Raw genomic sequence first — 26,549 nt, 5'->3', positions numbered from 1 at the left:
TCTAAAATCCTTGCCCCCCGGCAGCGCTCATCTCTAGCACTATCTCCAATTTCCGATTTTACCACTTTTTAACTCAATAGTTATGTGTACGCCACTGGCAAAATTAGCAATAGGACTCTCTGCCACAATGGCAACAGGGTTCTACTACCTAGCAGCAGCTCCTCCGGCGGGTGCAGCAGTCGATGTGTGCGGGCCAGGAAACTTTTCAAGTGACTGCGTGCCTAACAGTTCCCCCAGCCCGAAATCACCAACCTCATCAACAGGATTCCAGGGATCTCCCATACAGAAATCGCCTGCAACACCAGACCCGGTACCGCAATTGCCGATAGTCGAATCGCCGGCCCCCATAGTAGAACCTGCAGCGGCGCCAGCAGTCGAATCGCCAGCACCAACACCAAACCTGATTCCGCTATTGCCCGAAATCGATGTACCTGCGGCGACGATCCAAAACCCGATCGCGCCAGCCCCACCGTCAGTGCCCATAGCGACGACACCGACATTTCAAAACATCTACACAAACGCCGCCAAAATCCCCAGAGCAACATCTATCCCAGAACCGGGTACTGTTGCAGCACTCCTGGCGACAGGGGTAGGAATCATCTGTTCCGGCAGAAAACGAAACAAGCAGGTCGGTCAGCCGCGGTAGGCTGGCGTACCGTCGTGCTGATTGTTTACACAATCTCTCCGTTTCTAGAAAAGCGGATATTTTTGTATCTTTAAGTAAAGTTAAAAAAATTGTATAAATTAAATTTACAGCTTGTTGGCTCCAACTATATAAAAATTAAAAGAAGATTGGTTAAGATTACAATAAAAAAATATTGTTATTGTTTGAGCGTCCGATGACCCCTAAAGTAGAAATTTACACTTGGAGAACCTGCCCGTTTTGCATTCGTGCCAAAGCACTGCTGAAGCAAAAAGGGGTAGATTTTACAGAGTACGCGATCGACGGAGATCAAGCAGCACGAGCTCAAATGACCGATCGAGCCAACGGAGGTCGCACCCTGCCCCAAATATTCATTAACGACCAACACATAGGCGGCTGCGACGAAATCCACGCACTCGAAGCTCAAGGCAAACTAGACCCGCTGCTGGTCAAATAAAAATTAGTCGAGATCGCTTGCCAAAATTTCCTCAGACCAATTCATAAGTGCCAACTGACAATGAAATTTGCATTCATCATCGATCCCCTCGCGCGACTAATTCCAGGACACGATACCAGCGTAGCGCTGATGGAGGCAGCTCAAGAATTGGGTCACGAAGTTTGGGCGACTCAAGCCAACGAATTAAGTGTCATCGGCGGCAAAACCTGGGGAATGCTCAGTCGGGTGACACTAACCCCAGTAAAACAGATAGAGGGACGCTGGGAGGCAGCTCAGGTGTGGTACGAGGTAGAACAGCCTAATTTCGCGCCTCTCGAAGCAATGGACGCAGTATTTATGCGGACAGACCCCCCTGTCAACATTCCTTACCTCTACGCTACTTACCTTCTAGACAGCATCGATCCTGCGAAAACTTTGGTAGTTAACAGCCCCAAAGGATTGCGGGCGGCGAATGAAAAGATGTACGCTTTGCAATTTGAAGGAGCGATCCCCGAAACAATTGTTTCTCAAAACAAGCGAGTAATTCGGGAATTTGTTGAGAAAAAAGGAGCGGCAGTTCTTAAACCATTGGGCGGGAAAGCTGGCGAGGGGATTTTGTTCTTGGAGGCGGGCGATCGCAATCTCAACTCCCTGGTCGAAATTAGCACTCAACAAGGTCTAATTCCAGTCATGGTTCAGACTTATCTGCCGGAAGCAAAAGAGGGAGATAAACGGATTATACTGTTGAACGGCAAGCCGATCGGTGCTATCAACCGCATTCCCACCGGCAATGAATTTCGCGGCAACATGGCCGTCGGCGGCCGAGTGGCAAAAACAGAAATTACCGATCGCGAACATCAAATTTGCACTCAGTTAGAACCAGTGCTGCAACGGGACGGACTGTACTTTGTTGGCATTGATATCATCGGCGGTTATCTCACGGAAGTTAATGTCACCAGCCCTACAGGCATCAGAGAAATTGACTTGTTTAATGGGGTTAGTTTGGGCAAAAAAGTAATTGAATGGGTAGTTAGTCAGTAGTTATTAGTTAGTTGTTATTGGTTAGTTGTTATTGGTTAGTTGTTATTGGTTAGTTGTTATTGGTTAGTTGTTATTGGTTAGTTGTTACTTGCTGCGAATTCCCAATTTCCAATTCTCAATTCCCAATAGCAACTAACAACTAACAGTTAACAGTTAACAGCCAACAGTCAACAGCCAACAGCCAACAGTCAACAGTCAACAGCCAACAGTCAACAGTCAACAGCCAACAGTCAACAATCATTAAATCATGTCAAAAATAGGCGTTGCAGTAGTCGGTACGGGTTTCGGTCAAAAAGTGCACCTTCCCGGATTCCAGGCACACCACCGGACAGAGGTTGTGGCTGTTTACCACCGGAATTTAGACAAAGCAAAGACGATCGCCAGCACCCACAACATCCCCTATGCTTGCAACTCGATCGCCGATATAGCAGCCATCCCAGAAGTAGCGGGCATCAGCATTTCCACACCGCCATTTTTGCATTTTGAAATGGCAAAAACCGTATTGCAAGCAGGCAAACATTTATTATTAGAAAAACCCACAGCCCTGACAGCTTATGAAGCCAGGGAACTTTACCGATTAGCAAACAGCGAATCTCAAACCGATTTTAACAAGATTGGTTCCAGAGCAATTGCCACAATGGACTTTGAGTTTCGCTTCATCCCCGCATGGCAAATGCTAGCAGAATTATTAGCAGCAGGATATGTCGGAGAAAAGCGTTTAATTAAGATTGATTGGTTGGTGTCGGGCCGCGCAGATCCAACTCGCCCTTGGAATTGGTACGCGCAAAAAGAGCGGGGCGGCGGAGTTTTGGGGGCGACAGGTTCTCACGTTTTTGATTATATTAGCTGGCTGTTCGGCCCTGTACAGAGGCTTTGCGGTCAATTGATTACAGGAATTTCAGCGCGGCCAGATCCGCATGAAGAGGGAAAGTTAAAACCAGTAGATGCAGATGATTCTTGCACGTTGATGCTGGAATTAGCCGGGGGAACGTTTTGTCAAGTTTGCTTGAGTTCTGTGACTTATCAAGGGCGGGGACACTGGGTAGAAATTTACGGAAGCAAGGGTACTTTGGTGCTCGGAAGCGACAACCAGCAAGATTACGTCCACGGATTTCGGTTGTGGGGTTCCCAAGGTGGAGAACCTTTAGCGGAAATCAAAATTCCTCAAAGATTGGAGTTTCCTCAAGTTTATCCAGACGGGAGAATTGCAGCGTTTATTCGAGTAGTAGATAGGTGGGTAGAAGCAATAGATGCGGGGATATCGTTGATACCGTCGCTGAAAGAAGGGGTTTACTCTCAGTTGTTGATGGATTTGACTCAGGAGTCAAATGCTACGGGAACTTGGGTGGATGTACCGAATTTAGAGAAATTTTTGGGCTGCAGATAAAATTAAACACTCATCAAGCAATCTCTCGCGCTCGATCGCGCCCCAAACCCGATAAACTACGAATAGATAAACTAGATTAGCCCTTATATCCAGAGTCGTAAGATGGCGCGCCCTGAAAGTCCTTGCCTCAGTATAGCGATCGCTCGCCTGAGAACCGCTGGGGCAAACCATTTTGCCACCTGGGTTCTACAAGCTCCCTATCCGAGCGGGTACGTTCACCACGACTGTATGTGGCCAGATACCCTGTCCCAATCTTGGAAAGCTTGGCAGGAAATGTTTTCTCCGTCGGGGACAATTCACGAATTGCCCCTGAATCCTGATGGCAGTTTCGTCTCGCCGGAAAACAACCAGAATATACTGGCAGAAACTCAAAAACGAACCCAGAACTCGCTACACCTACCTGCAACGAAGCCTTCTGTGCCGATCCGCCTCAGTCAAGGGGCGTGGGACAACGGGGGCGCTCCGAACCCGCCTGCGCCACCGGCCAGCTACAGCAGCCGCCTGATGCAGCACTTGGGGATCGATCTTTGGCAGTGGCTGTTTGAAGGGCCGATTCAGGGCAGTCTCCAGGAAAGTAAAGGTATCGCGATCGGGCAAAATCTACCCCTGCGAGTTCGCGTAGACTTGCGCGAACCCTATTTAATTGCTTTGCCTTGGGAAATTATGCAGCCTCAAGCTGGTCAACCGGCGATTTCTCTGTCGCAGCAACTGCTTTTTAGCCGCACTACCAGTAATGTTGAACCCTTGGGGCCGCTGCGTCCTGCGGAGTCGCTGAACATTTTGCTAGTTTTGGGACAAGCAGAACCCGGGCGCGGTGCTAATTCTGAATTGGACAGAGGCAATAACCGTCATTTGCAGTTGGAAGCAGAAGCCTTCGCCCTCGCTGGCGTTCTAGAAAGTGCTTTTCAAACCGACGACAGTGGCAAATATTTCGACATCAGCGTTCCGACTCGCGTTGATACTCTGATCGAACCTACTCCGGCCGAACTAATTTCTCGGCTGGAAACGCAAGCTTACAATATTCTGTTCTACGCCGGCCACGGGATACCGGGACCGGATGGCGGCTTGCTGTTTTTGGGGCCGGACACGGCGATTAACGGTACTGAACTGGCTCAGGTTTTGGTTCGGTGCCGCGTGACGCTGGCGGTGTTTAATGCCTGTTGGGGTGCTCAGCCGGCGGTGGAGAGGCTGCACTCAAATAACGGCCAGCAACAGGCGATCGCCCGCAGCAGTTTGGCTGAGGTGCTGATCCATCACGGAGTGCCGGCGGTGCTGGGGATGCGGGACTCGATCGCCGATCGCGAGGCCTTGACTTTTATCCAAACTTTTGCTCAAGCTTTGGCCGGGCGGATGTCGGTCGATCGGGCCGTCGCCGTGGCCAGACAGCAGCTACTGACACTTTACAAGTTCAATCAACCGGCTTGGACGCTGCCGGTGCTGTATATGCACCCGGAGTTTGACGGTGAACTGACTGAGCCGGTAGATGACCTCAAAACGGAATTGCCTTTAAATTCTTCTACTTGGTTGGGACGCTTGCCGTCTTGTGCTTATTTGCGGGGGCGCGATCGACCCAATGTCAAATCCACCGAATCAACCAATCAGGTTTGGCAAATTCGCGCCGGGATGGTTCGAGTCGGACGCTGGGAAGACAACGACGTAGTGATTCGAGAACAGTGGGTTTCTCAGAAACACGCCGAGATTTTCTGCCGCAACAGTATCGGAGATAGCCGGGGCGAACCTAGCTACTTCCTGCGCGATTTTTCTCGCTACGGGACTCTAGTTTTGGGGCCTGATGGATGGCAAAGAGTTCACCATCAAGAACGGCTGTTGCACAGTGGCACTCAGCTAAAATTTGGCAGTTCTCAAGGTCAGGTTTTTGAGTTCACAATTGAGGTTCCAAAAACTTCTGGCTACAGTGAGACTGATTGCGGAACCAATTAAGGTGCAGGTGTAGAAGAAAGAAGGCAATGGGCGATCGTCGGCACAGCAAAGTTCTGGGCGTTAAGTCGCAAGTCTGAAGTTAAAAGAGTTAGTTACCGCTAGCAACTCCTAACTATCGCTTAGCAGAGTCCACTTTCTTTATTTTCCTTGAACCATTTAGGTATTACATCATGGCTACCCAACCTCCTGATTCTCAATATTTTGGCGACTCGCTTCCTGATGCCGAGATGGAACTGCTCGCCACAGTTGTTCAGACTGATGTTGCTTATCCCTGGAATCCGGCACAGCTTGAGTCAGAAGCTTATTTGGCGGATTTAGAGCAAAAATTTTCACTGTCTGATTGCTTCAGCGACAGCGATATTGACCAGAAGTCGCAAGCTTTATTCGCGCAATTAGAACAAGTTTGGCTGACGAGGGCACTGCAAAAGTTTTTGTGCGATAAATTTACTGGCGTTCCTGAAGATTTTTTGACCCGCATCGCTCAAAGCGTCGAAAATGCAACTGTTAAGTATCAATCTTTAGCTGACCAAATGGTAGAGTGCGTGTTAAATATTTTGCCTCAGTGGGCTGAGGAAGATTTGCAGGTGTTGGCGCGTCCTTTGGCTTATGCAATGCGAGAGGCTGATTCGGAAGTGGAATTGGTTGGGGCAAAGAAAAGACCTTGGGCCCAATTGTCGGAAATAGAACAGGCGAGAGTTGGTTTGACTGTCGCCCGCTATGCAATCTCGCAATTAGAAATTTCTGATTAGTTTTTTGAGTGTTGGGTTTTTGTGCTGCAGTCGCGGTATTTTGTAAGTAATATAAAATTAATCTACCTTTAGTTAGATGTGAAATTCGTTTAATTGTTAAACCTGCAGGATTGCTATAGTTTGATATAGCAGTCCTATTTGATTTGTAGAGACACTGACATTCCTAGTGATTTTAGATCAATTCTGGTTGCACTCATACCGGAATTGTTGACTGTTGACGGGCGGGTCGAAAAACTGAATGGTTGATTGTTAACTGTTGACTCGATTTTATGATTCCGATGCAACAACGATATTATCAGGACTCTCTCCCTCCTCACTACAAACAAATTTTATGGGGGTTGTTCGATCGCACATAATACGGCGCTTGAGGGTTAGGAGGTTCTTAATTGCTGAAATCCTTGCGTTCGATTGCTTCTAACTTCTGTGGCGACGATAACTAAAGTCTTCTTGCTTGTTCACGCTTGACTTCTTCCCTCCTTCCGCCCTTACGAAATCCGTTGCCGAACTTCCTTGTTCCTTCTGTTATAGCTTACCCGGATTGGACTGGCTCAGCATTTTGCTACCAGACAGCAAGTAAATTATCATTAAATTGTCAGAATATTAAAAAATGTAAATTATAGTTAAGTTGGGTGTGTCGGAATTTTCAACGGGATTAAGCAGCCGAAAGCAGAAAACTTTGACTGTTGCAAGTACGATCGGGAATTTTACATTTTATTTATGACAACTTCAAGATTTGACTTTCAAGACTTGAAACGCCGCTTTTTTGGGCTAATTTCGCGCGTGCCAGCGGCAACCCTAGTCGTGTTGGGGGCGGTTGCTTTGGCAGGTGCGATCGCCGGAGCCTGGTTTGCCCGCCAAGGCACTGTTAGCGAGATTTTTGCCACAATCGACACTTGGCAGCAACACCCGCCTGTGTGGCTCCAAGTACCCGCTGCGAGCAAGATGTATTTGTTAGTGCCCACTGTCGTGCTGGTCTCGGCCGCTTTGGCTGCAATCAAAATTTCGCCTCAACCGCAGAAATGGTCGCGGGCTGTAGTAGTCGCCATAGTTTTGGCTTTAACGATTCGCTACGTTTTGTGGCGATCGCTAGTTACTCTCAATTTAAGCGATCCTGTCAACGGTATATTTAGTTTGGGGCTGTTTTTCCTAGAAATGTTAATGGTTTTCACCACTAGCATTCAACTGTATTTAATGCTGAGAGTGAAAGACAGACGCCGGGAAGCCGATCGCATGGCAGTTGCAGTTGCAGCGGGAAACTTTGTCCCAACAGTCGATATTTTGATTCCAACTTACAACGAACCAATTTTTATTTTGCGGCGCACAGTCATCGGCTGTCAAGCTTTAGATTATCCCCACAAAAAAGTATATTTGCTTGACGATACAAAACGCCCTGAAATCAAATTGCTGGCTAAAGAACTGGGATGCGAGTATATAACCAGACCCGATAATATTCACGCCAAAGCTGGAAACATCAATCACGCCACAAATTTAACAAATGGAGAACTAATTGTAGTTTTCGATGCCGACTTCATTCCTACTAAAAACTTTTTAACCAGAACAGTCGGATTTTTTCAAAATCCCGAAATCGCCCTCGTTCAAACACCCCAAAGCTTTTACAACCACGACCCCATCGCCCGCAATTTAGGTTTAGAAAATGTGCTCGCGCCGGAAGAAGAAGTATTTTACAGGCAAATTGAAATAATCAAAGACAGCGCCGACAGCGTGATTTGTTGCGGTACATCTTTTGTGGTGAGGCGCAGCGCCCTACAAACAGTGGGAGGCTTTGTCACCGATTCAGTCTGCGAAGATTACTTTACCGGAATTCGGCTGTCAGCAACCGGCTATCGCTTAGTTTATTTAGATGAAAAATTGAGCGCTGGTTTGGCGGCTGAAAATATAGAAGCTCATCTAACTCAAAGGCTGCGCTGGGCGCAAGGGACGCTTCAGGCATTTTTTATTAAATCCAATCCTTTAACAATTCGTGGTCTCAGATTCGTACAAAGGCTGTGTCATCTGGAAGGATTGCTGCATTGGTTTACCAGTTTAACCAGGGTTTTGTTTCTGTTGATGCCTTTAGCTTATTCTTTTCTAGGTATAATTCCTTTGCGGACAAATGCGCGGGAATTGGTGTACTTTTTTTTGCCTTACTATTTGGTACAAGTTACGGTGTTTTCTTGGCTGAACCGGAGATCGCGATCGGCTTTGCTTTCCGATGTTTACTCGTTCGTTCAGTGTATTCCTTTAGCGGTGACGGTGGTGAGTGCCATGCTAAATCCCTTTAAGAAAGGGTTTCAGGTGACGCCGAAAGGACTTGCGAGCGATCGCTTTAGTTTTAACTGGAATTTGGGATGGCCTTTGATTGTGTTGTTTTCAGCTACAGCATTCAGTTTGTGGCATAGTTTAAACATTCATTTAGTTAAAAATTTTGGCAGCTTACAGACAATATCCGAAACTGCTGATTTGTTGAAAGGCGCGAGTTTAGGCTGGATTTGGAGCGCTTACAATCTGCTGATGTTAGGGATTGCGCTGCTGATTTTGGTGGATATTCCTAAGCCGGACATTTATGAGTGGTTCAATTTGCGGAGGATTGTACAATTGAATATTGGCGGTGAAAGTTTTTGGGGAGTAACTACTGTAATTTCGGAAAGTGGGGCTGAAGTTGCTCTGACACAGCGACCGAGTTTTGCTGTGAAAGATCGAAGCAGTAATCAGACTTTTACCGTAGCAGAGAATTCATCAAAATATGCCGTTAAGACAAGTTTATCGCAGGGTAAAATAAAGGATACGGCTCGCACTGCGACAGTGAAAGCGAGGTTTTCGCAGCCATCTGCGATTGAGTTGGGCGCTGAGCGCAGTTTTGCGGGATTGTTGATTGATTGCGAGTCGGCGACTCTGGAAATTATGGAAGAGAAATGTTTTATTCCTGTGGCTAAGATGGAGTTGGTTGGCGATAAATCTCAGTTGGAGTCGAGTTTTCGGGATGCTGCGGGGTGCAGTTTTGCGGAATTCCCGACTGTGCGAATAGCCTTCGATCGCCTGAACATGAGTCAACAGCGCTGTTTGATCGAAATGCTGTACTGTCGCCCCGGCCAGTGGAAGCGGCAGGAAACGCCCGGAGAATGGCGATCGCTGTGGCTGTTGTTGAGAATTGCTTTGAAACCGAGGGCTGTTTTTGAGAGAAAGAGGCCAGTTAGGGCGATCGCAGTTTCGCAACTTTAGAGCGATTCTCCAATCGAAATGTGTCTTTCTATCTTACGAAAAAGAATATCTTCGCCCGATCGGTTACACTTAGTTTACCTACCTGAAACTGAGGGCGAGATCCTCCCCTGTGCCAAAATCAGTAAACTGGCGTATATAGGGTTCATGGAATGCTAAAACAATATCTTCTTTAGGGACTCCCAATTCGACGAGTTGATTCGCAATTCCGACTTCAGTACCGTCATGCTGAATCCAAATTTTTCCACCTTTGATGTCAAGATGCAGAATACAGCCAAAATCGCGTTTATTGCCGCGCCAACCAACATACAGCAGTTGATAATGATCTTGCTCAGTATCAAAAAGAGTTTGCACTTCATATTCTTGGGCGTTGCGTTGTATCGAAGCCTGCTCTCGCCGTTCTGAAAGTAGATGACGAATGTATTGCCGATATTGCTCTACAGCCATTGAACAATAACCTCCTGTTGCACATTATAAATCATCAATCGTAGTTGATATCGCCCAACTGCAGCCACAATAAACCGTCGCTGAAAGAAACTTTCATAAATTGGCACTCGCACCGCTAGATAGAGGCGGCGATCTGGTTCAATCATTTCAAGCGCATCGCGATAATTGAGAAATTGTCCCAATGCAGTGTGAAAATCTGAAACATTGGATGGGCTGATGAAACTTTTAATTTCTACAGCTATTTTCCGACCCTCTCGCTGGGCTGCTAACAGTTGTTCCGCAGCTAAATCAATCTCAAAATCTACATCATCAACATTAATTTGATAAGGATCGGCCGTAATCTGCCAACCTTCCTTTTCTAAACCAGTCTTAACAACACCATGAAACCGATCTTTTGCCATACAAGTTTTCTAGTTGCAGATCACTACTCATCTTGTCAGCATTTCTGCTTGAATAGCCAGAAAAATTACTACTGAATAGTATAACCTATATTTCGCACTCGTAAATAGTTTACAAGCCAGATATCGGCACAAAATCGTAACCGTAAGTGGTGCGATTTCCCGGTTTAACAATTACTAATTGAACGGCTCGATTGCGATCGCCCGAAGGTAAAAATCGAATCTGGCCCGATGCTCCTGTTGCCGAAAAATCTGACGCCGATAAAGCTTTTTGAATCCCGGTACGAGTCGGATTGCGCTCTAAACTGGCAATTAATGCGATCGCCGCGTCGTAGGCTAAAGCTGTGCGCCAGCTTACTTCTGCATTCCAAAGTTGTTTGGAAGTTTGAGGAAAGTTTGACTGCGGATCTGCCAGAATGTGCCAAGGAACAGCCAACACCATACCTGTTGCTCCGGCGGCACCGATTTGCAGTGTTTTAGCAGTATAAGCGCTGTCTCCTGCTAATAGTGGCAGCCGTTTGGCGTTGACTTGTACTACTTGCAAAGCTTGGTCGAGGGTGGATGAATTGGGTGCTAACATGATGACTTCTGCTCCTTGGGAAATCGCGCTTTTAACACTCTCAGTAGCATTAAAATTGCCGTTAGCCAAGTCAAATTCCGATACTATTTGTCCTCCATCTCCGTAGACAGCCGTGGTAAATTCACTTTTTAAGGATTTGCTATAACTGCTGGCAGAATTGAAAAAAACCACAGCTTTTTGCTTCTGCAATTTTGTCAGCATATAGCGCGACAGAGCATTAGCTGCAAACCGATCGCTCGGAACAGTCCTAAATATATTAATCCCAACTCCAGAAAGCTGCACAGACGTACTTGTCGGAGAAATCGCTACTAATTGATTTTGCTCGTAAATCTTGCTGGCTGCTAGGGTTGTATCCGAACCAAAATGCCCGATTACTCCTAAAATTTCCGAGTTATTTGCTAAAGCAGTCGCAATTTGCGAGGCAATTTCTGGGTTGTTGTCGTCGTTAGCAATTAGCACTTTTAATGGAGTACCGTTAATCCCGCCGTTTTGGTTAATTTCATTTTGAGCTTGAGCCACGCCCCGCAGAATTTCTAAAGCAGCATTGACATCGGTGCCAATGGGAACCGCTGCGGCAATTGTGTAGGATTTTTGATCGCCGGTGCGGGCGTTATTGAGGTAAATTAGTGCTTCGGGATCGTTGCTATTGGTTTTGAGCGAGGCTTGTAAGTCGGAAATAGCTGCGCCGTAGTTGCTGGAGGCGATCGCCTGTACTGCTGCTTGTTTGTTTGTGGTTGCTTTTTCGGGAATCAACAGTTTTTTTCCTGCACTGAGACGCTGCCCCATTGCTTGCTCTGACTGCGGGAAATTCCCCGCCGGAGACTTGGAAAATGTCTGATTTTGGGGTGATGAACCTCCGAGATTGATGCCGCTGCGGCTTGTCAGCCACCAAATACCTGTACCGGCTAGCCCGATCGTAATTAACAGCGATAATACCAGAACGGCGGTTTCGTTTTTTTTGGACATGGCTGCACAGTGTTATATTTTTGGTTTTAGATTCAACCGCTCAGCAAGAAGGCAGAAAGCAGGATACAAATGATATTTTATAATTTTTTTATGCTGTTTAGTATTTTGTAAACACTTTTAAACGGCTTTTATCACAATTATTTCGTCTTGTGTTTTTCTTAATTATATCTTTACTTTTGTCCGAAACTCACACAGCGGGGGAGTTGTCAGCGATCGAGGCTGGAGGTGAAAGATTAAAGTTTTTTGAAGTTTAGCAAAAATAGTGAAATGTTTTGTAATATAAACAGGAAAGTTGAAAAATATCTAAAGAGAAACTAATTAGATAAAAGAGTCGCTAAGGTAGTAAATATGACAGATGGTCAGAGAAAAAAAGTGTTAAGCTCGGCTAAGCTGGGCAATCGCAAAACCGCAATATTTAATTAACCTCGATCGATAGCAAAGGCTAAGGTAAAGTTCATGGCAAATTCAGTTTTAAATAAGCCAAACGCAGCAGCAGAAGTCCAGTGGCAGCCAAAAGATGTGATTCGCGGTATAGTGTGGAAAATGGCGATCGCAACCTGGCTGTTGATGGCCGTAGGCAGTGCCACGCGCGTCATGAATGCGGGGCTTGCTTGCCCGGACTGGCCACTGTGCTACGGTCAATTAATACCTGCAGCGCAAATGAATTTGCAGGTATTTTTAGAGTGGTTTCACAGGTTGGACGCAGCAGCGATCGGTTTAAGCGCGATCGCCCTTTTAGGACTATCTTTATTTTACCGCAGCCGCGTCCCAAAATGGCTCCCTTGGGCGAGCGCTGGGGCGGTATTTTTAATCGTTTTTCAAGGCGTATTGGGCGGCTTGACAGTAACACAACTGCTCAGATTTGACATCGTTACCGCTCACTTGGGAACCGCTTTACTGTTTTTTTGCAGCCTGCTGGCGATCGGTTTTATGCTGACTCCCTACGAAGCAACAGGCAATACAGGCAAATTAGCATGGGTAAGTTCGATCGCAGCACTGTTAGTTTACCTGCAAAGTTTGCTAGGAGCATTAGTCGGCTCTAGATGGGCGCTGCACCAATGTTTTGGTTCCTCAGAATTGTGTTCGGTAATGAACAGCCACATCGCCGGTATCGTACCCGCTACCGCAGCAACTTTAGCAGTATCAGTAATGGCTTGGCGGCAACCAGCACTGAATTCAAACTTGCGAAAATTAGGGAATTGGGCCAGTATTTGTCTGATTGCTCAATTAGTTTTGGGATTGGCAACTTTCCGGCTGCACCTTCAAGTAGAACAGCTAACAGTCGCCCACCAAGCAGTCGGCGCAGCCTTGCTGGGAACCCTGGTTGCTTTTAGCATTTTGTCGTGGCGCGATCGGGTTTTATCAGCGGATTAATCGGCGGTTGAAACCGCTTCTTGTCAAACGAAGTCCGCCTCCGCGGACTGAATGACAAATGACAACTAACAACTAACAATTAATCACAAATGCAAGAAGTTCTTACAAACAATAGCCCCCGCCTCCACGAAAACTTTTCGCAAGTCGTGAAAAGTTACTATCAACTGACAAAACCCAGAATTATTTTACTGTTGCTAATCACCACATCAGCAGGAATGTGGATGGCCGCTAAAGGAGAAGTCGATCCGCTATTGCTGGTATCAACTATCACCGGAGGCGCTTTAGCTTCCGCGTCGGCGAATACGATCAATTGTGTTTACGATAGCGACATCGATTATATTATGGAGCGCACCCGCTGGCGGCCGATTCCTTCGGGGCGTGTCAAGAAACGCGATGCTTTGATTTTTGCGATCGCCCTAGCCACAATATCCTTTACATTACTGACAGTTGTTGCCAACTTATTAGCAGCATTGCTAGCAATGTCCGGCATCGTTTTTTACGTCCTAATTTACACCCACTGGCTGAAGCGCCACAGCGTGCAAAACATCGTCATCGGCGGTGCAGCCGGGGCGATTCCGCCGCTAGTTGGCTGGGCTGCGGTGACGGGAGATTTAAGTTGGGGTGCGTGGCTGCTATTTGGGATTATCTTCCTATGGACACCGCCACATTTTTGGGCCTTAGCAATGATGATTCGCGACGAATACGAGGGAGTAGGGGTACCGATGTTGCCAGTAATTGAAGGCGACGAAGAGACAGCCCGCCAAATTTGGATTTACACGCTATTGATGCTTCCAGCAACTTTGCTGCTAGTCTATCCGCTGAATTTGGCGGGCCCGGTGTATGCTGGTACGGCGATTTTCCTCGGTGCTATTTTTGCTCAAAAAGCTTGGTTGCTGTTGCAGACTCCAGAAGATAAGAACGTTGCGCGATCGCTCTTTAAATACTCTATTCTGTACCTGATGCTATTGTGCGCTGGAATTGTGGTTGATAGTTTGCCTGCAACTCACAACTTTACGACTGCTGTTGTCCAAAATGTGCACGGTTTAATTAGTGCGGTTGTGATGTAGTCTTCTGTTAAATTGCCATTATTAAAATGAAGCCCGCACCTTGCGGGTTTTGTTTATGGTAAAATAGCAGTAGTTATTCTGCCATCTGCGTTAATCTGCGTTAATTTGCTTTAATCTGCGGCTAAAAAAAGAACGCTCGAAAATCGCTACAATTAAGCTATTAAATTCGCCTCCAATACTATGATTGCCATCCCCTCTGGATTTAGCCCCGAAGAGTACCTTTCCCTGGAACATGACAATACAGTCCGCCATGAATATCAGCGTGGCTTAGTCTACGCAATGGCAGGAGGTAGCGACGATCATGATGAACTGTCGTTGAATCTCATTGAACTTTTGCGCGAGAAGGTTCGAGATAGTGGTTGCTCTGTGCGCTCGGGTAATGTGAAAGTGAATTATGCGGATGAGTTTTTCTATTATCCCGATGCCTTTGTGACGTGCGATCCGCGCGATCGGAGCGATCGCTATGTGAAGCGCTATCCTAAGTTAATTGCTGAGGTGCTGTCTCCTTCGACTAAAAAGTTCGATTGCACTGATAAGTTTGAGGATTATCGACAGTTGGAATCCTTGGAAGAGTATGTTTTAATCTCGCAGGATGAGATGCGAGTGGAGTGTCGCCGTCGGGTGAAAGATGGGAGTGGGGAACGTTGGGAAACTGTGGTTTATGGCGCGGGCGATCGGGTGATGTTACAGAGTATTGAGCTGGAAGTTGCGAGCGCAGAATTATATCGCGGTGTGAGTTTCAGGCGGTAAATGAAGTAAGCTAGAGACAAAGGTTTCAAAAGAGATGAAAACTCCATAGAGGCAAACTGGTTATGAACTGGAAAGCACACATTCACTCACATCCTAAAATTCTGCTTGGTAAACCTGTAATTAAGGGAACACGAATATCCGTGGAGTCCGTTTTAGGACTATTTTCAGAAGGTTGGACGGAGCAACAAATTATCGAAAACTACCCAACGCTTAATCCTGAATCTATCCAAGCAGTGTTTGCTTTCGCGGCGGAGTGCCTTAAAGAAGATGTATTTTACACGCCTTTGCTATTTGCTGAGGCAAGTTAATAATGAAAGTTAAATACGATGCAGAAGCAGACATTCTGATTTTTATCTTCCGTGATGCGTTTCCAGCTAATGCTATCTCTGAACCTGGAGGCGTGATTGTCAGTTATGACGAAACTGACGAACCTGTTACTATCGAATTTCTAAATGCCTCCAAACGTCAACTGTTTAATCCTCAAGAACTCATACTAACGATCGCAACCTAGTTGATGCGCTTGATCGAGGTGGCATCGCAGAATTAGATCGCGGTGTGAGTTTTGGGCGGTAAATGAAGTAAGCTAGAGACAAAGGTTTCAAACAATTTTAACTAATGCCAGCATCCGTTGCTTATCTGTTTGACAGAATCACAGTGAACCCAAGACAATGTGGCGGTCGTCCCTGCATCCGGGGAATGCGGATTCGAGTCATCGATATCCTAGAATTGCTAGCTGCGGGTGAGCAAATTTTTGAGTTTCTCGAAGAATTGCCAGACTTGGAACTTGACGATATTAAAGCTGCGCTTCTCTATGCAGTCCGCAAACTCGATCGTCCCGTTTTAGCAGCATGACTATTTGGTTAAATGCTTGTCGATCGCCAGCAATTGCTGTGTGGATTACTGCCACCTTTGGTGAAATACATTAGCGATCGGCGGTATTTTTCTATTGTATTGGGTATTGTACCGCAACTGCGATACAATTATAAGTTATGCCGCACAACAATGAATAATGAATGCAGTCATCTTTGACATTGACGGTACGCTTCTGCAATCCGACGCGAATGACGATGCGTTGTACTTGGCGACAGTCCGCGACGTACTTGGCAATGTCAAATTGCGTCCGGCTTGGAGCACGTACACCCAATTCACCGCTTCCGGGATATTGACCGAGATTCTGAATGACAACGCTATAGCCGCAACGATAGACACGGTATCGGCTGTTCGAGACCGATTTGTTGCCAATATTCGTCGTTATGTTTCTGACCACGGATCGTTTGCCGAGATACCAGGTGCTAAGGCTTTTGTGGAAAGCCTCAACCTTTCACCCATGCATAGAGTAGCGTACGCTACAGGAGGCTGGCGCGGATCGGCGCTACTGAAACTATCAGTCTCTGGCTTTCCCGTAGCAGGCGTTCCATTGGCTACGTCCGACGATCATTTCGAGAGGCAGGAAATAATGCTTCACGCCCTGCGACAACTCAATGGTGTCTTTGCCAGCGTTACTTACTATGGAGATGGGCATTGGGATGCCGCCGCCGCAAAGGCGCTTGGCTGGCAATTTGTTCCCGTTGGAAGAAAGCTCAATGGACTAACCAGATATGACTCCGGTTAGCTCTACGTTATGCTGATTGCGCCTGATGTTGCAGAAAGCGAGGCTGTTAGATGATAAAAAATATCACATATGCTTCAACTGAAGATGCGGTAGCCATTCTTGAACTGCAAAAGTTGGCATATCAGAGCGAGGCAAAGCTGTACAATGACTTCAGTATTCCACCGCTGATTCAAACGATGGAAGAACTAGAGGTGGATTTCAATAGTAAAGTTTTCTTGAAGATTCAAGTTGAGAGCAAGATTATTGGTTCAGTCAGAGGTTATCAATCAGGAAATACTTGCTATATTGAGCGGTTAATTGTTCATCCTAATCATCAAGGACAAGGCATCGGTACAGTGTTAATGGAGTCGTTTGAGTCATGTTTCGGTCAAGTGCAACGATTTGAACTGTTCACGGGAAACAAGAGCGATCGCAACATTCATCTTTATGAGCGGCTTGGATATAAGATATTCAAGAATACGGAGATAAACAAAAATTTGTCGTTCGTGTTTATGGAGAAATACAAGTGAAAGGATCTAATCAGTCGCATAACAAGCCCGTTGCACACCGACCGCCATAAGTTTATTATTGTGATGCAGAGGCGGCGGGTGAACGGGATCGTTATACCGCTAAATCTGAGTTCCGTAGTGGCTGGAATGTATCTGTCAAATTCCAACCCAAAGGTGAATACCATGCAAGCCAAACTTCAAGAACAACTTTCTCCTGCTGATGCCGAAGTTATTTTGGGACGTTTGCCAGAACGAATTAAAGTGGCTTCGATCGCGCGTGCTGCGGAAATTGAATATCCGATCGCACCAACGATCGCCATTTCGATCGCCAATTTTCTCGACACAGAAGCATTAGGTTTCGTAGATTGCAAACCAGGACGCGGGCAGTAAAATCGAGAAGTCCCAGGCGATGAAGTTCCAGATAAGGTGAAAGCCCGATCGCTAAAATGATGAATAGATGTTGCTGCTAAGATAACTATGATTACCCTCAACCTCTCTCCCGAACTCGAACACCAGATCCGCATTGAAGCATCTCGACAGGGCGTTGAACCCGATCGCTACATCCTCAACGCCCTGCAAGAACGCCTCCAGCCTAAACTTCCAACCACCCAACCTACTGAAGCCGACTTGCTGCAACAAATTAACATCGGCTTTAGTGCACAAACCTGGGAAGAATACCATGCCCTCATCGCCAAGCGTCATGCCGAAACCCTGACTCCCGAAGAACACAAGCAACTGATCCAAATGAGTTCGCGCCTTGAACAACTCAACGTTACCCGCATTCAAGCCTTAATTCAACTTGCAACCTTCCGCAACCAACCTCTGACGGACTTGATGCAAACCCTTGGCATCAATCCTCATCCCAATATCGTTGATTATGTCTGAATCCCGCCTCACACAGCAGCAACTAGGTAAATAACGGATGCCCAGAAAAATCAGGGATTTGAAAAGCCTATTATTGAAAGCAGGATTTGTTTGTGAGTCTGCTAAAGGTAGCCACACCAAATGGTCACATCCTCTGCTACCAGGACAACTGACTCTCTCAGGAAAAGACGGCGGTGATGCTAAGCTCTATCAGAAAAAAGATGTTGAAAATGCTATCAAGCAACTAGCTGCAATTGAGGAGGAAAACGGATGAACAGTCATTATACTATTATTATTCAGTGGTCAGATGAGGATAGCTGCTATGTCGTTAGTTTTCCAGAATGGGGAGACTATTGTCATACCCACGGTGATACTTACGAAGACGCATTAAAAAATGCCCGCGAGGTTTTAGAACTTTTAACTGAATCGATGCTAGATGAGGGTAAACCTTTGCCAAAACCGCAATTATTTGGTCAATCTCTACAACACGCATCAAGAAATATAAAATCAATTAACAAACTTAATTTCCTCAATTGACTGCTGATGTTATCTAAAATCTTGGTCAAGGCTAAAAGCTACGCGATCGCATATCCAGTATACTCTCGCACTTCCGGTGGATGGAAAGCCAGAACAATGTGGTCTTTGGGCACGCCAGCGGCGACGAGTTCAACCGTGATACCGTCCTCAATCCCATCATAATGAATCCAGATTTTGTCTCCGATAATTTGGACATGGGTGACACAACCGTGAACTCGCTTTTTACGATCCCAACCTTCATTGAAGAGTAAAAAATGAGTTCGATCGGCATCAATGATGACATATTGTTGAATGTCGCCATGACTATAAGAAATAGCAGCATGATCTTTGAGAATTTTCTCAACTGTATCTTGATAAAATTTTAGTGTATCCATTGAACAATCTCCTCTGTTTCTGAATCAAAAATAATCAGGTTAATGCTTTTTTTACGAAGTACCATTTGACATATTTATTCTGAGAAAAAACCTGCAAATACGGTTTGGGCGATCGCTAGGTAAAGGACTCGTTCTGGATCTTCATCCTCCATAATCAGAGAGTACAAATCGTATTGACCGAGTGCCTTTTCTAACTCGCTGACAAGTGATGGGTCGAGGAAGCTTTTGATTTCAACGGCAATTTTGCGCCCTTGCTTCTCGGCTGCGAAGAGCTTTTTTGCGCCCAAATCAACGTAGACTGAACGTCCGCCAACTTTGAGCTTGAAAGGATCGTTAGTAATTGTCCAACCGTCTTTGATGAGGGCTGTGCAGACAGTATCGTGATAAAAGTCTTTGGCAGGCATAAGGGCTGTTATGTTTATTTATCGTATACGACACAAGTTCCGCAGAGGTTACGCGATCGCATATCCAGTATGTTCTCGAACTTCCGGTGGATGGAAAGCCAGAACAATGCAGTCTTTGGGCACGCCAGCGGCGACGAGTTCAACCGTGATGCCGTCTTCAATGCCATCATAGTGAATCCAGATTTTGTCGTTGCGGATTTCGGCGTGAACCACAGTACCATGAACTCGCAGATGATTTTCCCAACCTTCATGTATCAGCATAAAATGATTGCGATCGCGACTAACTATCAGATAGGTAATCACATCTCCATAAGTATAAGGAAGATTCGCATAGTATTGGAGAATTTTCTCCAATGTTTCACGCCATTGGTGTACGGGTTGATTTGCGGTTGCCATTGGATAATCTCCTCCGTATTGTTTTCGCTTGACTGAGATTCTCAGAAACCGGGTTTTTGACCAAATATATGGCTACAACGAAATATTATCCTAAAAACCAGGTTTCTGAACCCCCAAATTAATTCGACTGAATCTGCGAATTCAAAACCTTAGAAATTCGATCGCGCGTTTCCTCCAAATGAGCCCGCGTATAAGCATCCGCATTCCGATCCAAATTCCGAATACTCTTGCTCAAACCCTCCCGCAACTGCCGCAACTCGTACCAAGCCAGAGTCCGCGCATCTTCAGGAGCACTGGTTTTTCGCAGCACCATTCCCATCAAAATTGCCAAATGTTCCCGCTGCAAAGAACGCCGAAAAGTTGAAATTTGCATCTTCTTTTCCGGCTGCAAAACCTCTTTCCAAATATCTTTTTGCAATGTATCGAACAATTCCGGCAACCTCAAAACAGTTTCCGGTGCTGATTTTAACTCGGCATCCCGCAGTCTCGTCAAGCGCACCGGAGATAGCAAAACCCGCAGCACAAATCGCTGCAAAAAAGTAATTCGATCGCCGATCGGGTAATCTAGAGGAAATACCAAAGCCGGACTTCCCCAATGCTGCCAGCGCGCCGGTGCTAATTTATTCAGCAAATCCGGATCGAAACTAAAGGCATCCGGGGCAAAAACGTACTTATCTAATGTTGCTAAAGCTTCTCGCTGCTGCGAAAGTTCGATCGGCACAAACGGCAATTTCGCATTCGCATCTCCCGGGCGAATCCGGTTAAACGACTGTCCCCCCACATACAAAGTCGCATTCATCACCTGATTGACATAATATCCAAACACCGAATCAAACATCACCCGCAGTTCGTTATAACCCTCTTCCCCAAGCGGAATTCGCTTCGACAAACGCTTCCACATCGCCCTAGCATTATCCATTTGCCATTGCGAATACGTCAGCATATTACTGCTGAGATCGAAAGTATTCGCAGCCGGATCGAGATTGTCAACAGTATCCTCATCCGGCGCGTAGGCTAATTGCAATTGAGCAGCGCGGCTGGCAATTTGTTCCAGCGCTGGTAAATCGCTGTTGGGTTTGGGGCCGCCAAGAACTTTGTAACCGTACTCGATCGCCCAATCGTCATAAGGCCCTACAATCGTTGGATAATAGTCGCCCTGAACAGTTCCCGGCGGTGCCAAATTAACCGGCAGGTAATCCATCACCGACGCGGTTAAACCCTTGCTGCGGGCGATCGAAATATTGTTCAACTCCTCCGGTTCCAGCATCGTACTGCCGTGAAAATTGTGCCTCAAACCGAGAGTGTGACCCACTTCGTGGGCAGTCAAATATTGGATGTATTGATTCACGTAACTGTCAATCGCCGTAGCGCTAGGCGCTGCATTTTCCAATATATCCACCGACATTGCGCCGATCGCAAATTGCCGGCTCGATTCCAACCCAAAACACATATCCGAACTCGACATCAACTGTGACAAAGGATCTCGTTTTTGCTCTTGATATCTTTCCACCAAAGTCGGCAAATCATCAGCAATTCCACCTTGAGAATTTCCACCGCTGCTTTTCGCCAAATCCCCATTTTCTAGAACATTCAAATAACGCGAATACATCCCGAACTGACAGGGATTCGTATTAGAGCCGTTTCGCGCTTGAAAACTCCTCGCCAGCGATCGATTTTGTTCCACCAAAGACCTATAGCCCTGTTTAATTTGCCGGACAATATCAGCATCCAACAAAATATCAGCATCCAAAATTTCCCCAGTCAGCGGGTTAGTGCGAGACGGCCCAATGCCTGCAAAATCCGACTCAAAAGAACTCGACCACCTAACAGTATTGTAACGGACATCAGCCGGGTTCCATTTAGCATTTTCCGGCATTTGTTTTACCTGAATTGCCTCTGTAAAACCAGCCTTTTCAAAAGCTTTGTTCCACTCCAAAATTCCGTCGCGAATCGCGTTTCGGTATTCCACAGGCACATTGTTTTCAATCCAAAAAACGATCGGCACCACCGGAGGCGACATCGGTGCGGTGGGGATTTGCTTTTGCAAATGCCAGCGATTAATATAGCGCACAAAAGGCTCCCGGCCGCTCTTGTCTGAAAAGTCTTTATATGCTGTGAGAAAATACCCGACTCGCTCGTCTGCAAGTCTGGGGCGGTAGCCATTATTGATCGGTACTTCCGAGAAACTGTAGTGAATGCGGAGGTTAAAAGCCCGACTGTCAGGAACCGAAGGTAAATAGTTAACCGCACTGTCATTATCGCTGGAAAAACCGTAAATTGAAGCAATTTCTACATTCAGCGGAAACGCTTTCACATCTTTAAAATAAGATTTGTCTTCATCGATCGAGTAAGAAGCGCCCAAAATCATCGGTAAAATCGCTTTTATCCCCGGTAAATCGCGCTTTTGGCTCATCAGCAAGTCGCCTAAGTCGATCAGCAGAGTTTGCCTTTGCGGATGAATGCTTTGGAGCGGCAAAGAATAGAGGATAGACTCGCTAAATGCCCTTTCCACCGAGCCCGCTTGCGGGTCGCCCGGACGGGTGCGAAAATTGATATTCGGTATCACAAACTGCACGTTATTTTGGACTCGCCGCAGTTGAAACAAGAAATCGCCGATCGGCAATCCGCTAAAAATGCCGCCTTCCCCCAAACCCGACGCCAATGTCACAAAACACAGGAACTTTTTGTCGAGTTGTTGGGGTGTAATTTCCAGATAAACTTTATTTGTTGATTCATTGCGGTAAAGGGTAAACAATCCCTCTAACTTTTTGTAATCTTTGACAACTTGTTCAAAAGGTTGCAGAGTTGGCTGTTCTTTACTTGGTTCGCTTCCCGGCGACGGCGCTGATAAAGCCAATGGTAAAAATAAGCTTTTATACAAACTAAACAGGAAAAATGCTAGGGATAATATAAAAAATATTAAAGGCAGGTTTTGTCGGCGATTTTTTATCTGTATATTTTTGCTAATCTTAGGAAATTTCAATCTTTTCATATTTAGTATTCCGCTGCAGGAAATGATAGTTTTGAGATGATACCATCGCAGGAGTTATGAGTTTAATAAAAATCATAATTCTTGCTGAACCCGCCTTTCTAATAAAATTTAAGATCGAGTTTGGTCGATTGCTAGAAAAACGGTTCGTAGTGCGGACTTGAGTCCGCTCCATGAAAGCGGACTCAAGTCCGCACGCGCGAACTAATCTTAGATTGGTAGTGACGGCCGACGAGATGATATCACTTCTAAAATAACTCAAAACTCAAAACTACCTGTTTGCCGGCCAGGGAATCATCGGATCTCGAGCCAACTGTTTAGAAACTGCAACAGCACCATAACGGTTGAGGTGGCTGGGGTCGGAAAAAGATTCCCGCGTCTGGGGCCACAATAAACTATTATCTCGGAAAATTAGTCCGCTTTGAGCTGCTAATTGTTGCATATATTCCCGGAATTCTTGTTCGTAACCTGCCCGCACTGGGTCTAAATAATCGACCGTTAGAGGCATATTCACAAACACGAGATTGATGTTGCGAACCTTACTAAATTGGATCAGATTTTTGAGCGCTACAGTTTGTTCGCCTGACAATTTAAAATCTTGATAGTCGGAGTCGTAATAGCCAGATACTTTCGGGTGCTTTTGAAAGTAAGTATCGGGATTGAAGCGTATGTCGATCGGCAAAAAGCCGTTTGGTTGAAAATCGCTCGGTGCTTTACCCGCAACAGCAGGCTGGGGGTTTTCGGTTGTTTGTTGGTCTCCGGCGGTTTGGGGGTTGGCGATTACTGCTGGGGCTGAGGGATTGGCGATGATCGATCGCAAAAACTCCTTAAGCCGATCGCGCTTTTTGTAAGTTGCAGAACTCTCTACCAACTTTTGATTCAACAGTTGCTGAACCTGAGCTTGACTTTGTTCCAAATTGTGCCACAATTCACCCGCAGTCGCCACCGGATTGTTGGCGGTTTCTGGCGATGTTGGGGATTCTAATTGATTGGTGCGGATCAGAAAACTGCCCCTGGTCAATTGTCTGTAACCTTCGGAAGAAGTGATCGCACTAAAAGTCAAATCAGGCCGCCCGCTGTTGAGAGCCCTCGCCCCGTCCGCCAACACAATCAATTTCGGCAATTGTTGCGGTGGCAAAATCCGACGGACGATCGAATCTACAACCTGGAGAGTAGCCCCGTTCACTCCAAAATTGTAGGCCTTGAGTCCCGGATAACCTCCATCCGCCAAAGCAGTTTCCAAAGCCGCCGGATCAATGCCCCGCAGAGCCCTCGAACTTCCGACAATTAAGATATCCGGCGGTTTGTTGTGTTGGCGGATGTACTCTTGATAGCGCGCTATTTGTGCGTCAAGCTGCTCGCTCCTCAAAGTCGGGAACACCGGAACAGTAGAAACATCAGCTACAGGAACGCTATTGTTCCCGGGTTTTGTAAACCCAGAACCGTTGAAAGCCTGTTCGCGATCTGCCAACGGCGATGGCCGATCGGGAATTTGAGGCAAATTTACCTCCACAGGAGGGCGATCCGGGTTGGGGGACTCGGGACTCGCTAGTGGGGTTTGAGCATCGCTCAAAGGCTTGGGGTATGAATTTTGACAATTTTGACCGCTACAAACTTCCGAGGCGCTAGGAGCTTGACTAACCGTCGCAGATTGCAGAAACATACCCAGCAACCAATCGGTATTGAAAGTTAGCAGACAACCGGCGATCGCCCAAATCAGAGCCATTCGGGTCGCGCGATCGGCTCTCACGCCCCCCTGCGCTGCCTCCGAAGTTGACAAACCGTCGTTGGGAACAAACAAACCCGAAGCAACAAGCGGTTGCACCGCAGCTTGAACAAGCTGCTCGCCCAGCTTGTAGCCCGGGAGGGTGATTTTGAACCCGAGCCGTTTGGAATCGGTAGCCGGAGCATCAAACACCAAATGGTCGCCCAAACCCGAAAGACTCCGATCCTCCGCTGTAGCAAACTCCGGCACCGGTTCCTTTTCCAAGACAGCCAGTTGTGAGGGAACCGGTGCTTCGGCCTGCGCTGATTCCCCGTCAACCGCCGCCCCGAGGTCGATTCCGTAGCGCCACAGAGGCAGTTTCTGGCCAGCGCGGCGCCCGTAGACTCGCACCCGTGCCACTCCTGGAATTTGTAAATGCCGCAAGAATTTAACCACCGGCGGCCCTACCTTCGACTGAGAAGGGCAAGTCAGAGCTTCAGTCATGACGTGCAGCACGTTGGCTTTGTGGAGTGCCACAGCCCGAATCCCTCCGGTTTCGAGCTTGCGGTTGAGATTGGGATTGAGAAACCTATTGAGCAAAAAAGTTAAGGCTAATTGGTCGCCTTCGGCTGCCAATATTCTGGGGCTCGCCGCTAAGTCCGGGTGGTGGGCCGCCGGCAAGTCCACCCATTCGATCCACACGGGCGACTCGGGTTCGGCCTGGGGGTCGCTGGCTGGTTCTACGCCGTAGATGGTAGCGGCGCGGATGCCTTGGGGCGCGAAGGAGGCAAGCATTGGGGCGATCGCCTCGGTGGTTTGCTGCTTGTCTGGGTATTCTTGGCGTTTGGGTTTTTGTCCTTTTTTGGCAGTTTTACTGCACAACAGGTGGAGGGTTGCTTCTTTGAGGGTTGCGCGCACTTCAACTCTCGATGCCGCCAAGTGTTGGTTTAGCAGTTTCGCGATCGACTGCACGTCTCCCCAGCGGGCCCATTCCTTAAGAATTGTGTCCGGTGGCGTCAAATCCACCCGCAGCAACCAGTCCGGCTTCGCTTCGCCGCTGACTTGGCTGCCGATTACTGCTTCGACGAAATCTTCTAATTTCAGTTTCCGCAACCTGCTGGCGATCGGTTCTGCTAGCAAGGAGGGGTCGGGGCTGTAAGCTGACTCGCACAGCACCAGCAGCCTGCGCTCCTTGGACTTGACATTTTCCTGTGGATTCGAGTGCAGGGTTTCCCGGCTGATTTTGAGTTCTTTTTCGCGAATGCTGACTTTCACCGAAACTCCCATCGGCCCGAGGATTTCGCTGAGATAGCTGGCGATCGCATCTGGATACCCTAGCCGCGCCAAAGTTTCCGGCGAAACCGTCAACGTGCCGCCGCCATCGGTTTCGGGGGATTGAATCAAAGCCACCCCGCCTCGGCTTCCTTGCATTTGCGAGGATGTTTCCGGATGCTGCGGGGGAACAGGGGGACTGAAAGCTTCCCGCGCTGCCGAAGTGTCGATCGTCACCCCAGAAGTTTCAAAAACTTCTGCGTATTGAATGCCGGAGGCGATGGGCAGACTTTCGGCGTCAAAATCGAGTTCTTCCCGCACCTGTGGCGGCGGGGCCGGGGTTTCTACCGGTGCTGCTTTCTGTTTGAGTTGGCGGTTTTCATTTTTGAATTTGCCGAAGAATCCGCCTTTTTTACGATTTGCTGGCGGTTCGCTGTCGGGGGGAGTTGTCGGCGGTACTTGGGAAACTTTTGGTTGCTGCTGTTGCTGCTGCTGTCGCTCTTTGATACTGCTGCAATCGAGCCGGACTGTCCAATCATTTTGTCTGGAACCGAGTTTGCGGCCGCACAGAAACAACTGGTAAATTTGAGATCGATCGAACAACAGTCGCGTTAAATCTGTTTGTTCGATCGCGCCCTTAAATCTCGCCGTCACCAATTCCTGAGACGGGCACTGCGCTGCTTCGCACAGAATATGCAGGTGATTTCCGCGCAAACGAGCTTGTACCTGCACTTCGGGAAGCCCTAAAGCTTCTTGCGCCCACTGCGACGCGGCCGATCGATTCTCTGCCAATATGCTCCCGTTCGCATTCAACATGGGACTTTAAATTTTGTCAAAGCTGGTTGTGTTTTCTACAGATAGCACAGTTTACAAGTTTTACATACAAGTATTTTATTTGCCTGGTCTAAACCGT

At 47.1% G+C, this 26,549-nt stretch carries 27 protein-coding genes; 19 read left to right on the top strand and 8 right to left on the bottom strand.

What is annotated here, in order from left to right; translation table 11 throughout:
* Window positions 1-82: 82 nt before the first annotated feature.
* From IQ270_RS05890 to IQ270_RS05860, 7 genes are all read left to right on the top strand, one after another.
* Window positions 83-646 carry a PEP-CTERM sorting domain-containing protein gene (locus tag IQ270_RS05890; protein WP_228056108.1) on the top strand — a complete coding sequence of 188 codons (564 nt, stop codon included), beginning with the start codon at window positions 83-85 and terminating at the stop codon, window positions 644-646.
* A gap of 193 nt (window positions 647-839) precedes the next feature.
* The gene (grxC, locus tag IQ270_RS05885) at window positions 840-1,100 is read left to right on the top strand and encodes a glutaredoxin 3 (RefSeq protein ID WP_193972313.1); all 261 of its coding nucleotides are present in this window, start codon (window positions 840-842) and stop codon (window positions 1,098-1,100) included.
* 60 nt (window positions 1,101-1,160) lie between these two features.
* Window positions 1,161-2,120: a glutathione synthase gene (gshB, locus tag IQ270_RS05880; RefSeq protein ID WP_193972312.1), complete on the top strand. Its 960-nt coding sequence runs from the start codon at window positions 1,161-1,163 to the stop codon at window positions 2,118-2,120.
* Window positions 2,121-2,367: 247 nt separating this feature from the next.
* A complete protein-coding gene (locus IQ270_RS05875; protein WP_193972311.1) occupies window positions 2,368-3,507 on the top strand; it encodes a Gfo/Idh/MocA family protein in 1,140 nt (379 codons plus the stop codon).
* A gap of 102 nt (window positions 3,508-3,609) precedes the next feature.
* Window positions 3,610-5,448 (top strand): CHAT domain-containing protein, encoded by a 1,839-nt coding sequence (locus tag IQ270_RS05870; protein WP_193972310.1) that lies wholly within the window; start codon window positions 3,610-3,612, stop codon window positions 5,446-5,448.
* 170 nt (window positions 5,449-5,618) lie between these two features.
* Window positions 5,619-6,197: a hypothetical protein gene (locus IQ270_RS05865; protein WP_193972309.1), complete on the top strand. Its 579-nt coding sequence runs from the start codon at window positions 5,619-5,621 to the stop codon at window positions 6,195-6,197.
* A 717-nt stretch (window positions 6,198-6,914) separates the two neighbouring features.
* Window positions 6,915-9,416, top strand: a complete 2,502-nt coding sequence (locus IQ270_RS05860) for a glycosyltransferase family 2 protein (RefSeq protein ID WP_193972308.1) — start codon at window positions 6,915-6,917, stop codon at window positions 9,414-9,416.
* Between the two features lie 78 nt (window positions 9,417-9,494).
* Here IQ270_RS05860 and IQ270_RS05855 read toward each other — a convergent pair whose 3' ends face one another.
* The 3 genes from IQ270_RS05855 to IQ270_RS05845 form a co-directional block, all read right to left on the bottom strand.
* On the bottom strand, window positions 9,495-9,860 hold the full coding sequence (locus tag IQ270_RS05855; RefSeq protein WP_193972307.1) for a XisI protein: 366 nt from the start codon (window positions 9,858-9,860) through the stop codon (window positions 9,495-9,497).
* Complete coding sequence (locus IQ270_RS05850) at window positions 9,851-10,261, bottom strand: XisH family protein (protein ID WP_193972306.1); 411 nt, start codon at window positions 10,259-10,261, stop codon at window positions 9,851-9,853. The genes IQ270_RS05855 and IQ270_RS05850 overlap by 10 nt, the downstream gene beginning before the upstream one ends.
* Window positions 10,262-10,370: 109 nt before the next feature.
* Entirely contained in the window at window positions 10,371-11,804 is a 1,434-nt protein-coding gene (locus tag IQ270_RS05845; RefSeq protein ID WP_193972305.1) for an ABC transporter substrate-binding protein, read from the bottom strand.
* 456 nt (window positions 11,805-12,260) lie between these two features.
* On the opposite strand from IQ270_RS05845, the gene IQ270_RS05840 reads away from it, so the two are divergent.
* The 12 genes from IQ270_RS05840 (at window position 12,261) to IQ270_RS05785 (ending at window position 18,496) form a co-directional block, all read left to right on the top strand.
* Window positions 12,261-13,178 (top strand): heme A synthase, encoded by a 918-nt coding sequence (locus tag IQ270_RS05840; RefSeq protein ID WP_193972304.1) that lies wholly within the window; start codon window positions 12,261-12,263, stop codon window positions 13,176-13,178.
* A gap of 89 nt (window positions 13,179-13,267) precedes the next feature.
* On the top strand, window positions 13,268-14,245 hold the full coding sequence (locus IQ270_RS05835; protein ID WP_193972303.1) for a heme o synthase: 978 nt from the start codon (window positions 13,268-13,270) through the stop codon (window positions 14,243-14,245).
* A 180-nt stretch (window positions 14,246-14,425) separates the two neighbouring features.
* Window positions 14,426-14,995 carry a Uma2 family endonuclease gene (locus IQ270_RS05830; RefSeq protein ID WP_193972302.1) on the top strand — a complete coding sequence of 190 codons (570 nt, stop codon included), beginning with the start codon at window positions 14,426-14,428 and terminating at the stop codon, window positions 14,993-14,995.
* Window positions 14,996-15,057: 62 nt separating this feature from the next.
* Window positions 15,058-15,303 carry a DUF433 domain-containing protein gene (locus IQ270_RS05825; protein WP_193972301.1) on the top strand — a complete coding sequence of 82 codons (246 nt, stop codon included), beginning with the start codon at window positions 15,058-15,060 and terminating at the stop codon, window positions 15,301-15,303.
* 2 nt (window positions 15,304-15,305) lie between these two features.
* Window positions 15,306-15,506, top strand: a complete 201-nt coding sequence (locus IQ270_RS05820; protein WP_193972300.1) for a DUF2283 domain-containing protein — start codon at window positions 15,306-15,308, stop codon at window positions 15,504-15,506.
* 104 nt (window positions 15,507-15,610) lie between these two features.
* Window positions 15,611-15,847, top strand: a complete 237-nt coding sequence (locus IQ270_RS05815; protein ID WP_193972299.1) for a DUF433 domain-containing protein — start codon at window positions 15,611-15,613, stop codon at window positions 15,845-15,847.
* 157 nt (window positions 15,848-16,004) lie between these two features.
* Window positions 16,005-16,607, top strand: a complete 603-nt coding sequence (locus IQ270_RS05810; protein WP_193972298.1) for an HAD family hydrolase — start codon at window positions 16,005-16,007, stop codon at window positions 16,605-16,607.
* A 50-nt stretch (window positions 16,608-16,657) separates the two neighbouring features.
* Complete coding sequence (locus tag IQ270_RS05805) at window positions 16,658-17,116, top strand: GNAT family N-acetyltransferase (RefSeq protein WP_193972297.1); 459 nt, start codon at window positions 16,658-16,660, stop codon at window positions 17,114-17,116.
* Between the two features lie 78 nt (window positions 17,117-17,194).
* Window positions 17,195-17,485, top strand: coding sequence for a hypothetical protein (locus IQ270_RS05800; protein ID WP_228056107.1), 291 nt, complete (start codon window positions 17,195-17,197; stop codon window positions 17,483-17,485).
* A gap of 87 nt (window positions 17,486-17,572) precedes the next feature.
* Window positions 17,573-17,980, top strand: coding sequence for a hypothetical protein (locus tag IQ270_RS05795; RefSeq protein ID WP_228056106.1), 408 nt, complete (start codon window positions 17,573-17,575; stop codon window positions 17,978-17,980).
* Window positions 17,981-18,017: 37 nt separating this feature from the next.
* The gene (locus tag IQ270_RS05790) at window positions 18,018-18,233 is read left to right on the top strand and encodes a type II toxin-antitoxin system HicA family toxin (protein ID WP_193972296.1); all 216 of its coding nucleotides are present in this window, start codon (window positions 18,018-18,020) and stop codon (window positions 18,231-18,233) included.
* Window positions 18,230-18,496 (top strand): type II toxin-antitoxin system HicB family antitoxin, encoded by a 267-nt coding sequence (locus tag IQ270_RS05785; protein WP_193972295.1) that lies wholly within the window; start codon window positions 18,230-18,232, stop codon window positions 18,494-18,496. The genes IQ270_RS05790 and IQ270_RS05785 overlap by 4 nt, the downstream gene beginning before the upstream one ends.
* A gap of 38 nt (window positions 18,497-18,534) precedes the next feature.
* Here the strand turns inward: IQ270_RS05785 and IQ270_RS05780 are convergent, their stop codons facing one another.
* From IQ270_RS05780 to IQ270_RS05760, 5 genes are all read right to left on the bottom strand, one after another.
* A complete protein-coding gene (locus tag IQ270_RS05780) occupies window positions 18,535-18,870 on the bottom strand; it encodes a XisI protein (protein WP_193972294.1) in 336 nt (111 codons plus the stop codon).
* Window positions 18,871-18,944: 74 nt separating this feature from the next.
* Entirely contained in the window at window positions 18,945-19,274 is a 330-nt protein-coding gene (locus tag IQ270_RS05775) for a XisH family protein (RefSeq protein WP_339384342.1), read from the bottom strand.
* 48 nt (window positions 19,275-19,322) lie between these two features.
* Entirely contained in the window at window positions 19,323-19,670 is a 348-nt protein-coding gene (locus IQ270_RS05770) for a XisI protein (RefSeq protein WP_193972293.1), read from the bottom strand.
* Between the two features lie 118 nt (window positions 19,671-19,788).
* Window positions 19,789-22,527 (bottom strand): zinc-dependent metalloprotease, encoded by a 2,739-nt coding sequence (locus IQ270_RS05765; protein ID WP_228056105.1) that lies wholly within the window; start codon window positions 22,525-22,527, stop codon window positions 19,789-19,791.
* 403 nt (window positions 22,528-22,930) lie between these two features.
* Entirely contained in the window at window positions 22,931-26,452 is a 3,522-nt protein-coding gene (locus IQ270_RS05760) for a hypothetical protein (protein WP_193972291.1), read from the bottom strand.
* Window positions 26,453-26,549: the final 97 nt, after the last annotated feature.

Origin of the sequence: Microcoleus sp. LEGE 07076 (genome assembly GCF_015207455.1) — a bacterium.
Lineage (GTDB): Bacteria > Cyanobacteriota > Cyanobacteriia > Cyanobacteriales > Microcoleaceae > Microcoleus.
Note: the sequence above shows the minus strand (reverse complement) of the source record. Positions and strands in the feature narration are given on the sequence as shown.

Excerpts from the sequence above, each read along its gene's own strand:
- IQ270_RS05890 (WP_228056108.1), top strand. The coding sequence starts at position 83 with ATGTGTACGCCACTGGCAAAATTAGCAATAGGACTCTCTGCCACAATG.
- grxC (WP_193972313.1), top strand. The coding sequence starts at position 840 with ATGACCCCTAAAGTAGAAATTTACACTTGGAGAACCTGCCCGTTTTGC.
- gshB (WP_193972312.1), top strand. The coding sequence starts at position 1,161 with ATGAAATTTGCATTCATCATCGATCCCCTCGCGCGACTAATTCCAGGA.
- IQ270_RS05875 (WP_193972311.1), top strand. The coding sequence starts at position 2,368 with ATGTCAAAAATAGGCGTTGCAGTAGTCGGTACGGGTTTCGGTCAAAAA.
- IQ270_RS05870 (WP_193972310.1), top strand. The coding sequence starts at position 3,610 with ATGGCGCGCCCTGAAAGTCCTTGCCTCAGTATAGCGATCGCTCGCCTG.
- IQ270_RS05865 (WP_193972309.1), top strand. The coding sequence starts at position 5,619 with ATGGCTACCCAACCTCCTGATTCTCAATATTTTGGCGACTCGCTTCCT.
- IQ270_RS05860 (WP_193972308.1), top strand. The coding sequence starts at position 6,915 with ATGACAACTTCAAGATTTGACTTTCAAGACTTGAAACGCCGCTTTTTT.
- IQ270_RS05855 (WP_193972307.1), bottom strand. The coding sequence starts at position 9,860 with ATGGCTGTAGAGCAATATCGGCAATACATTCGTCATCTACTTTCAGAA.
- IQ270_RS05850 (WP_193972306.1), bottom strand. The coding sequence starts at position 10,261 with ATGGCAAAAGATCGGTTTCATGGTGTTGTTAAGACTGGTTTAGAAAAG.
- IQ270_RS05845 (WP_193972305.1), bottom strand. The coding sequence starts at position 11,804 with ATGTCCAAAAAAAACGAAACCGCCGTTCTGGTATTATCGCTGTTAATT.
- IQ270_RS05840 (WP_193972304.1), top strand. The coding sequence starts at position 12,261 with ATGGCAAATTCAGTTTTAAATAAGCCAAACGCAGCAGCAGAAGTCCAG.
- IQ270_RS05835 (WP_193972303.1), top strand. The coding sequence starts at position 13,268 with ATGCAAGAAGTTCTTACAAACAATAGCCCCCGCCTCCACGAAAACTTT.
- IQ270_RS05830 (WP_193972302.1), top strand. The coding sequence starts at position 14,426 with ATGATTGCCATCCCCTCTGGATTTAGCCCCGAAGAGTACCTTTCCCTG.
- IQ270_RS05825 (WP_193972301.1), top strand. The coding sequence starts at position 15,058 with ATGAACTGGAAAGCACACATTCACTCACATCCTAAAATTCTGCTTGGT.
- IQ270_RS05820 (WP_193972300.1), top strand. The coding sequence starts at position 15,306 with ATGAAAGTTAAATACGATGCAGAAGCAGACATTCTGATTTTTATCTTC.
- IQ270_RS05815 (WP_193972299.1), top strand. The coding sequence starts at position 15,611 with ATGCCAGCATCCGTTGCTTATCTGTTTGACAGAATCACAGTGAACCCA.
- IQ270_RS05810 (WP_193972298.1), top strand. The coding sequence starts at position 16,005 with ATGAATGCAGTCATCTTTGACATTGACGGTACGCTTCTGCAATCCGAC.
- IQ270_RS05805 (WP_193972297.1), top strand. The coding sequence starts at position 16,658 with ATGATAAAAAATATCACATATGCTTCAACTGAAGATGCGGTAGCCATT.
- IQ270_RS05795 (WP_228056106.1), top strand. The coding sequence starts at position 17,573 with ATGATTACCCTCAACCTCTCTCCCGAACTCGAACACCAGATCCGCATT.
- IQ270_RS05790 (WP_193972296.1), top strand. The coding sequence starts at position 18,018 with ATGCCCAGAAAAATCAGGGATTTGAAAAGCCTATTATTGAAAGCAGGA.
- IQ270_RS05785 (WP_193972295.1), top strand. The coding sequence starts at position 18,230 with ATGAACAGTCATTATACTATTATTATTCAGTGGTCAGATGAGGATAGC.
- IQ270_RS05780 (WP_193972294.1), bottom strand. The coding sequence starts at position 18,870 with ATGGATACACTAAAATTTTATCAAGATACAGTTGAGAAAATTCTCAAA.
- IQ270_RS05775 (WP_339384342.1), bottom strand. The coding sequence starts at position 19,274 with ATGCCTGCCAAAGACTTTTATCACGATACTGTCTGCACAGCCCTCATC.
- IQ270_RS05770 (WP_193972293.1), bottom strand. The coding sequence starts at position 19,670 with ATGGCAACCGCAAATCAACCCGTACACCAATGGCGTGAAACATTGGAG.
- IQ270_RS05760 (WP_193972291.1), bottom strand. The coding sequence starts at position 26,452 with ATGTTGAATGCGAACGGGAGCATATTGGCAGAGAATCGATCGGCCGCG.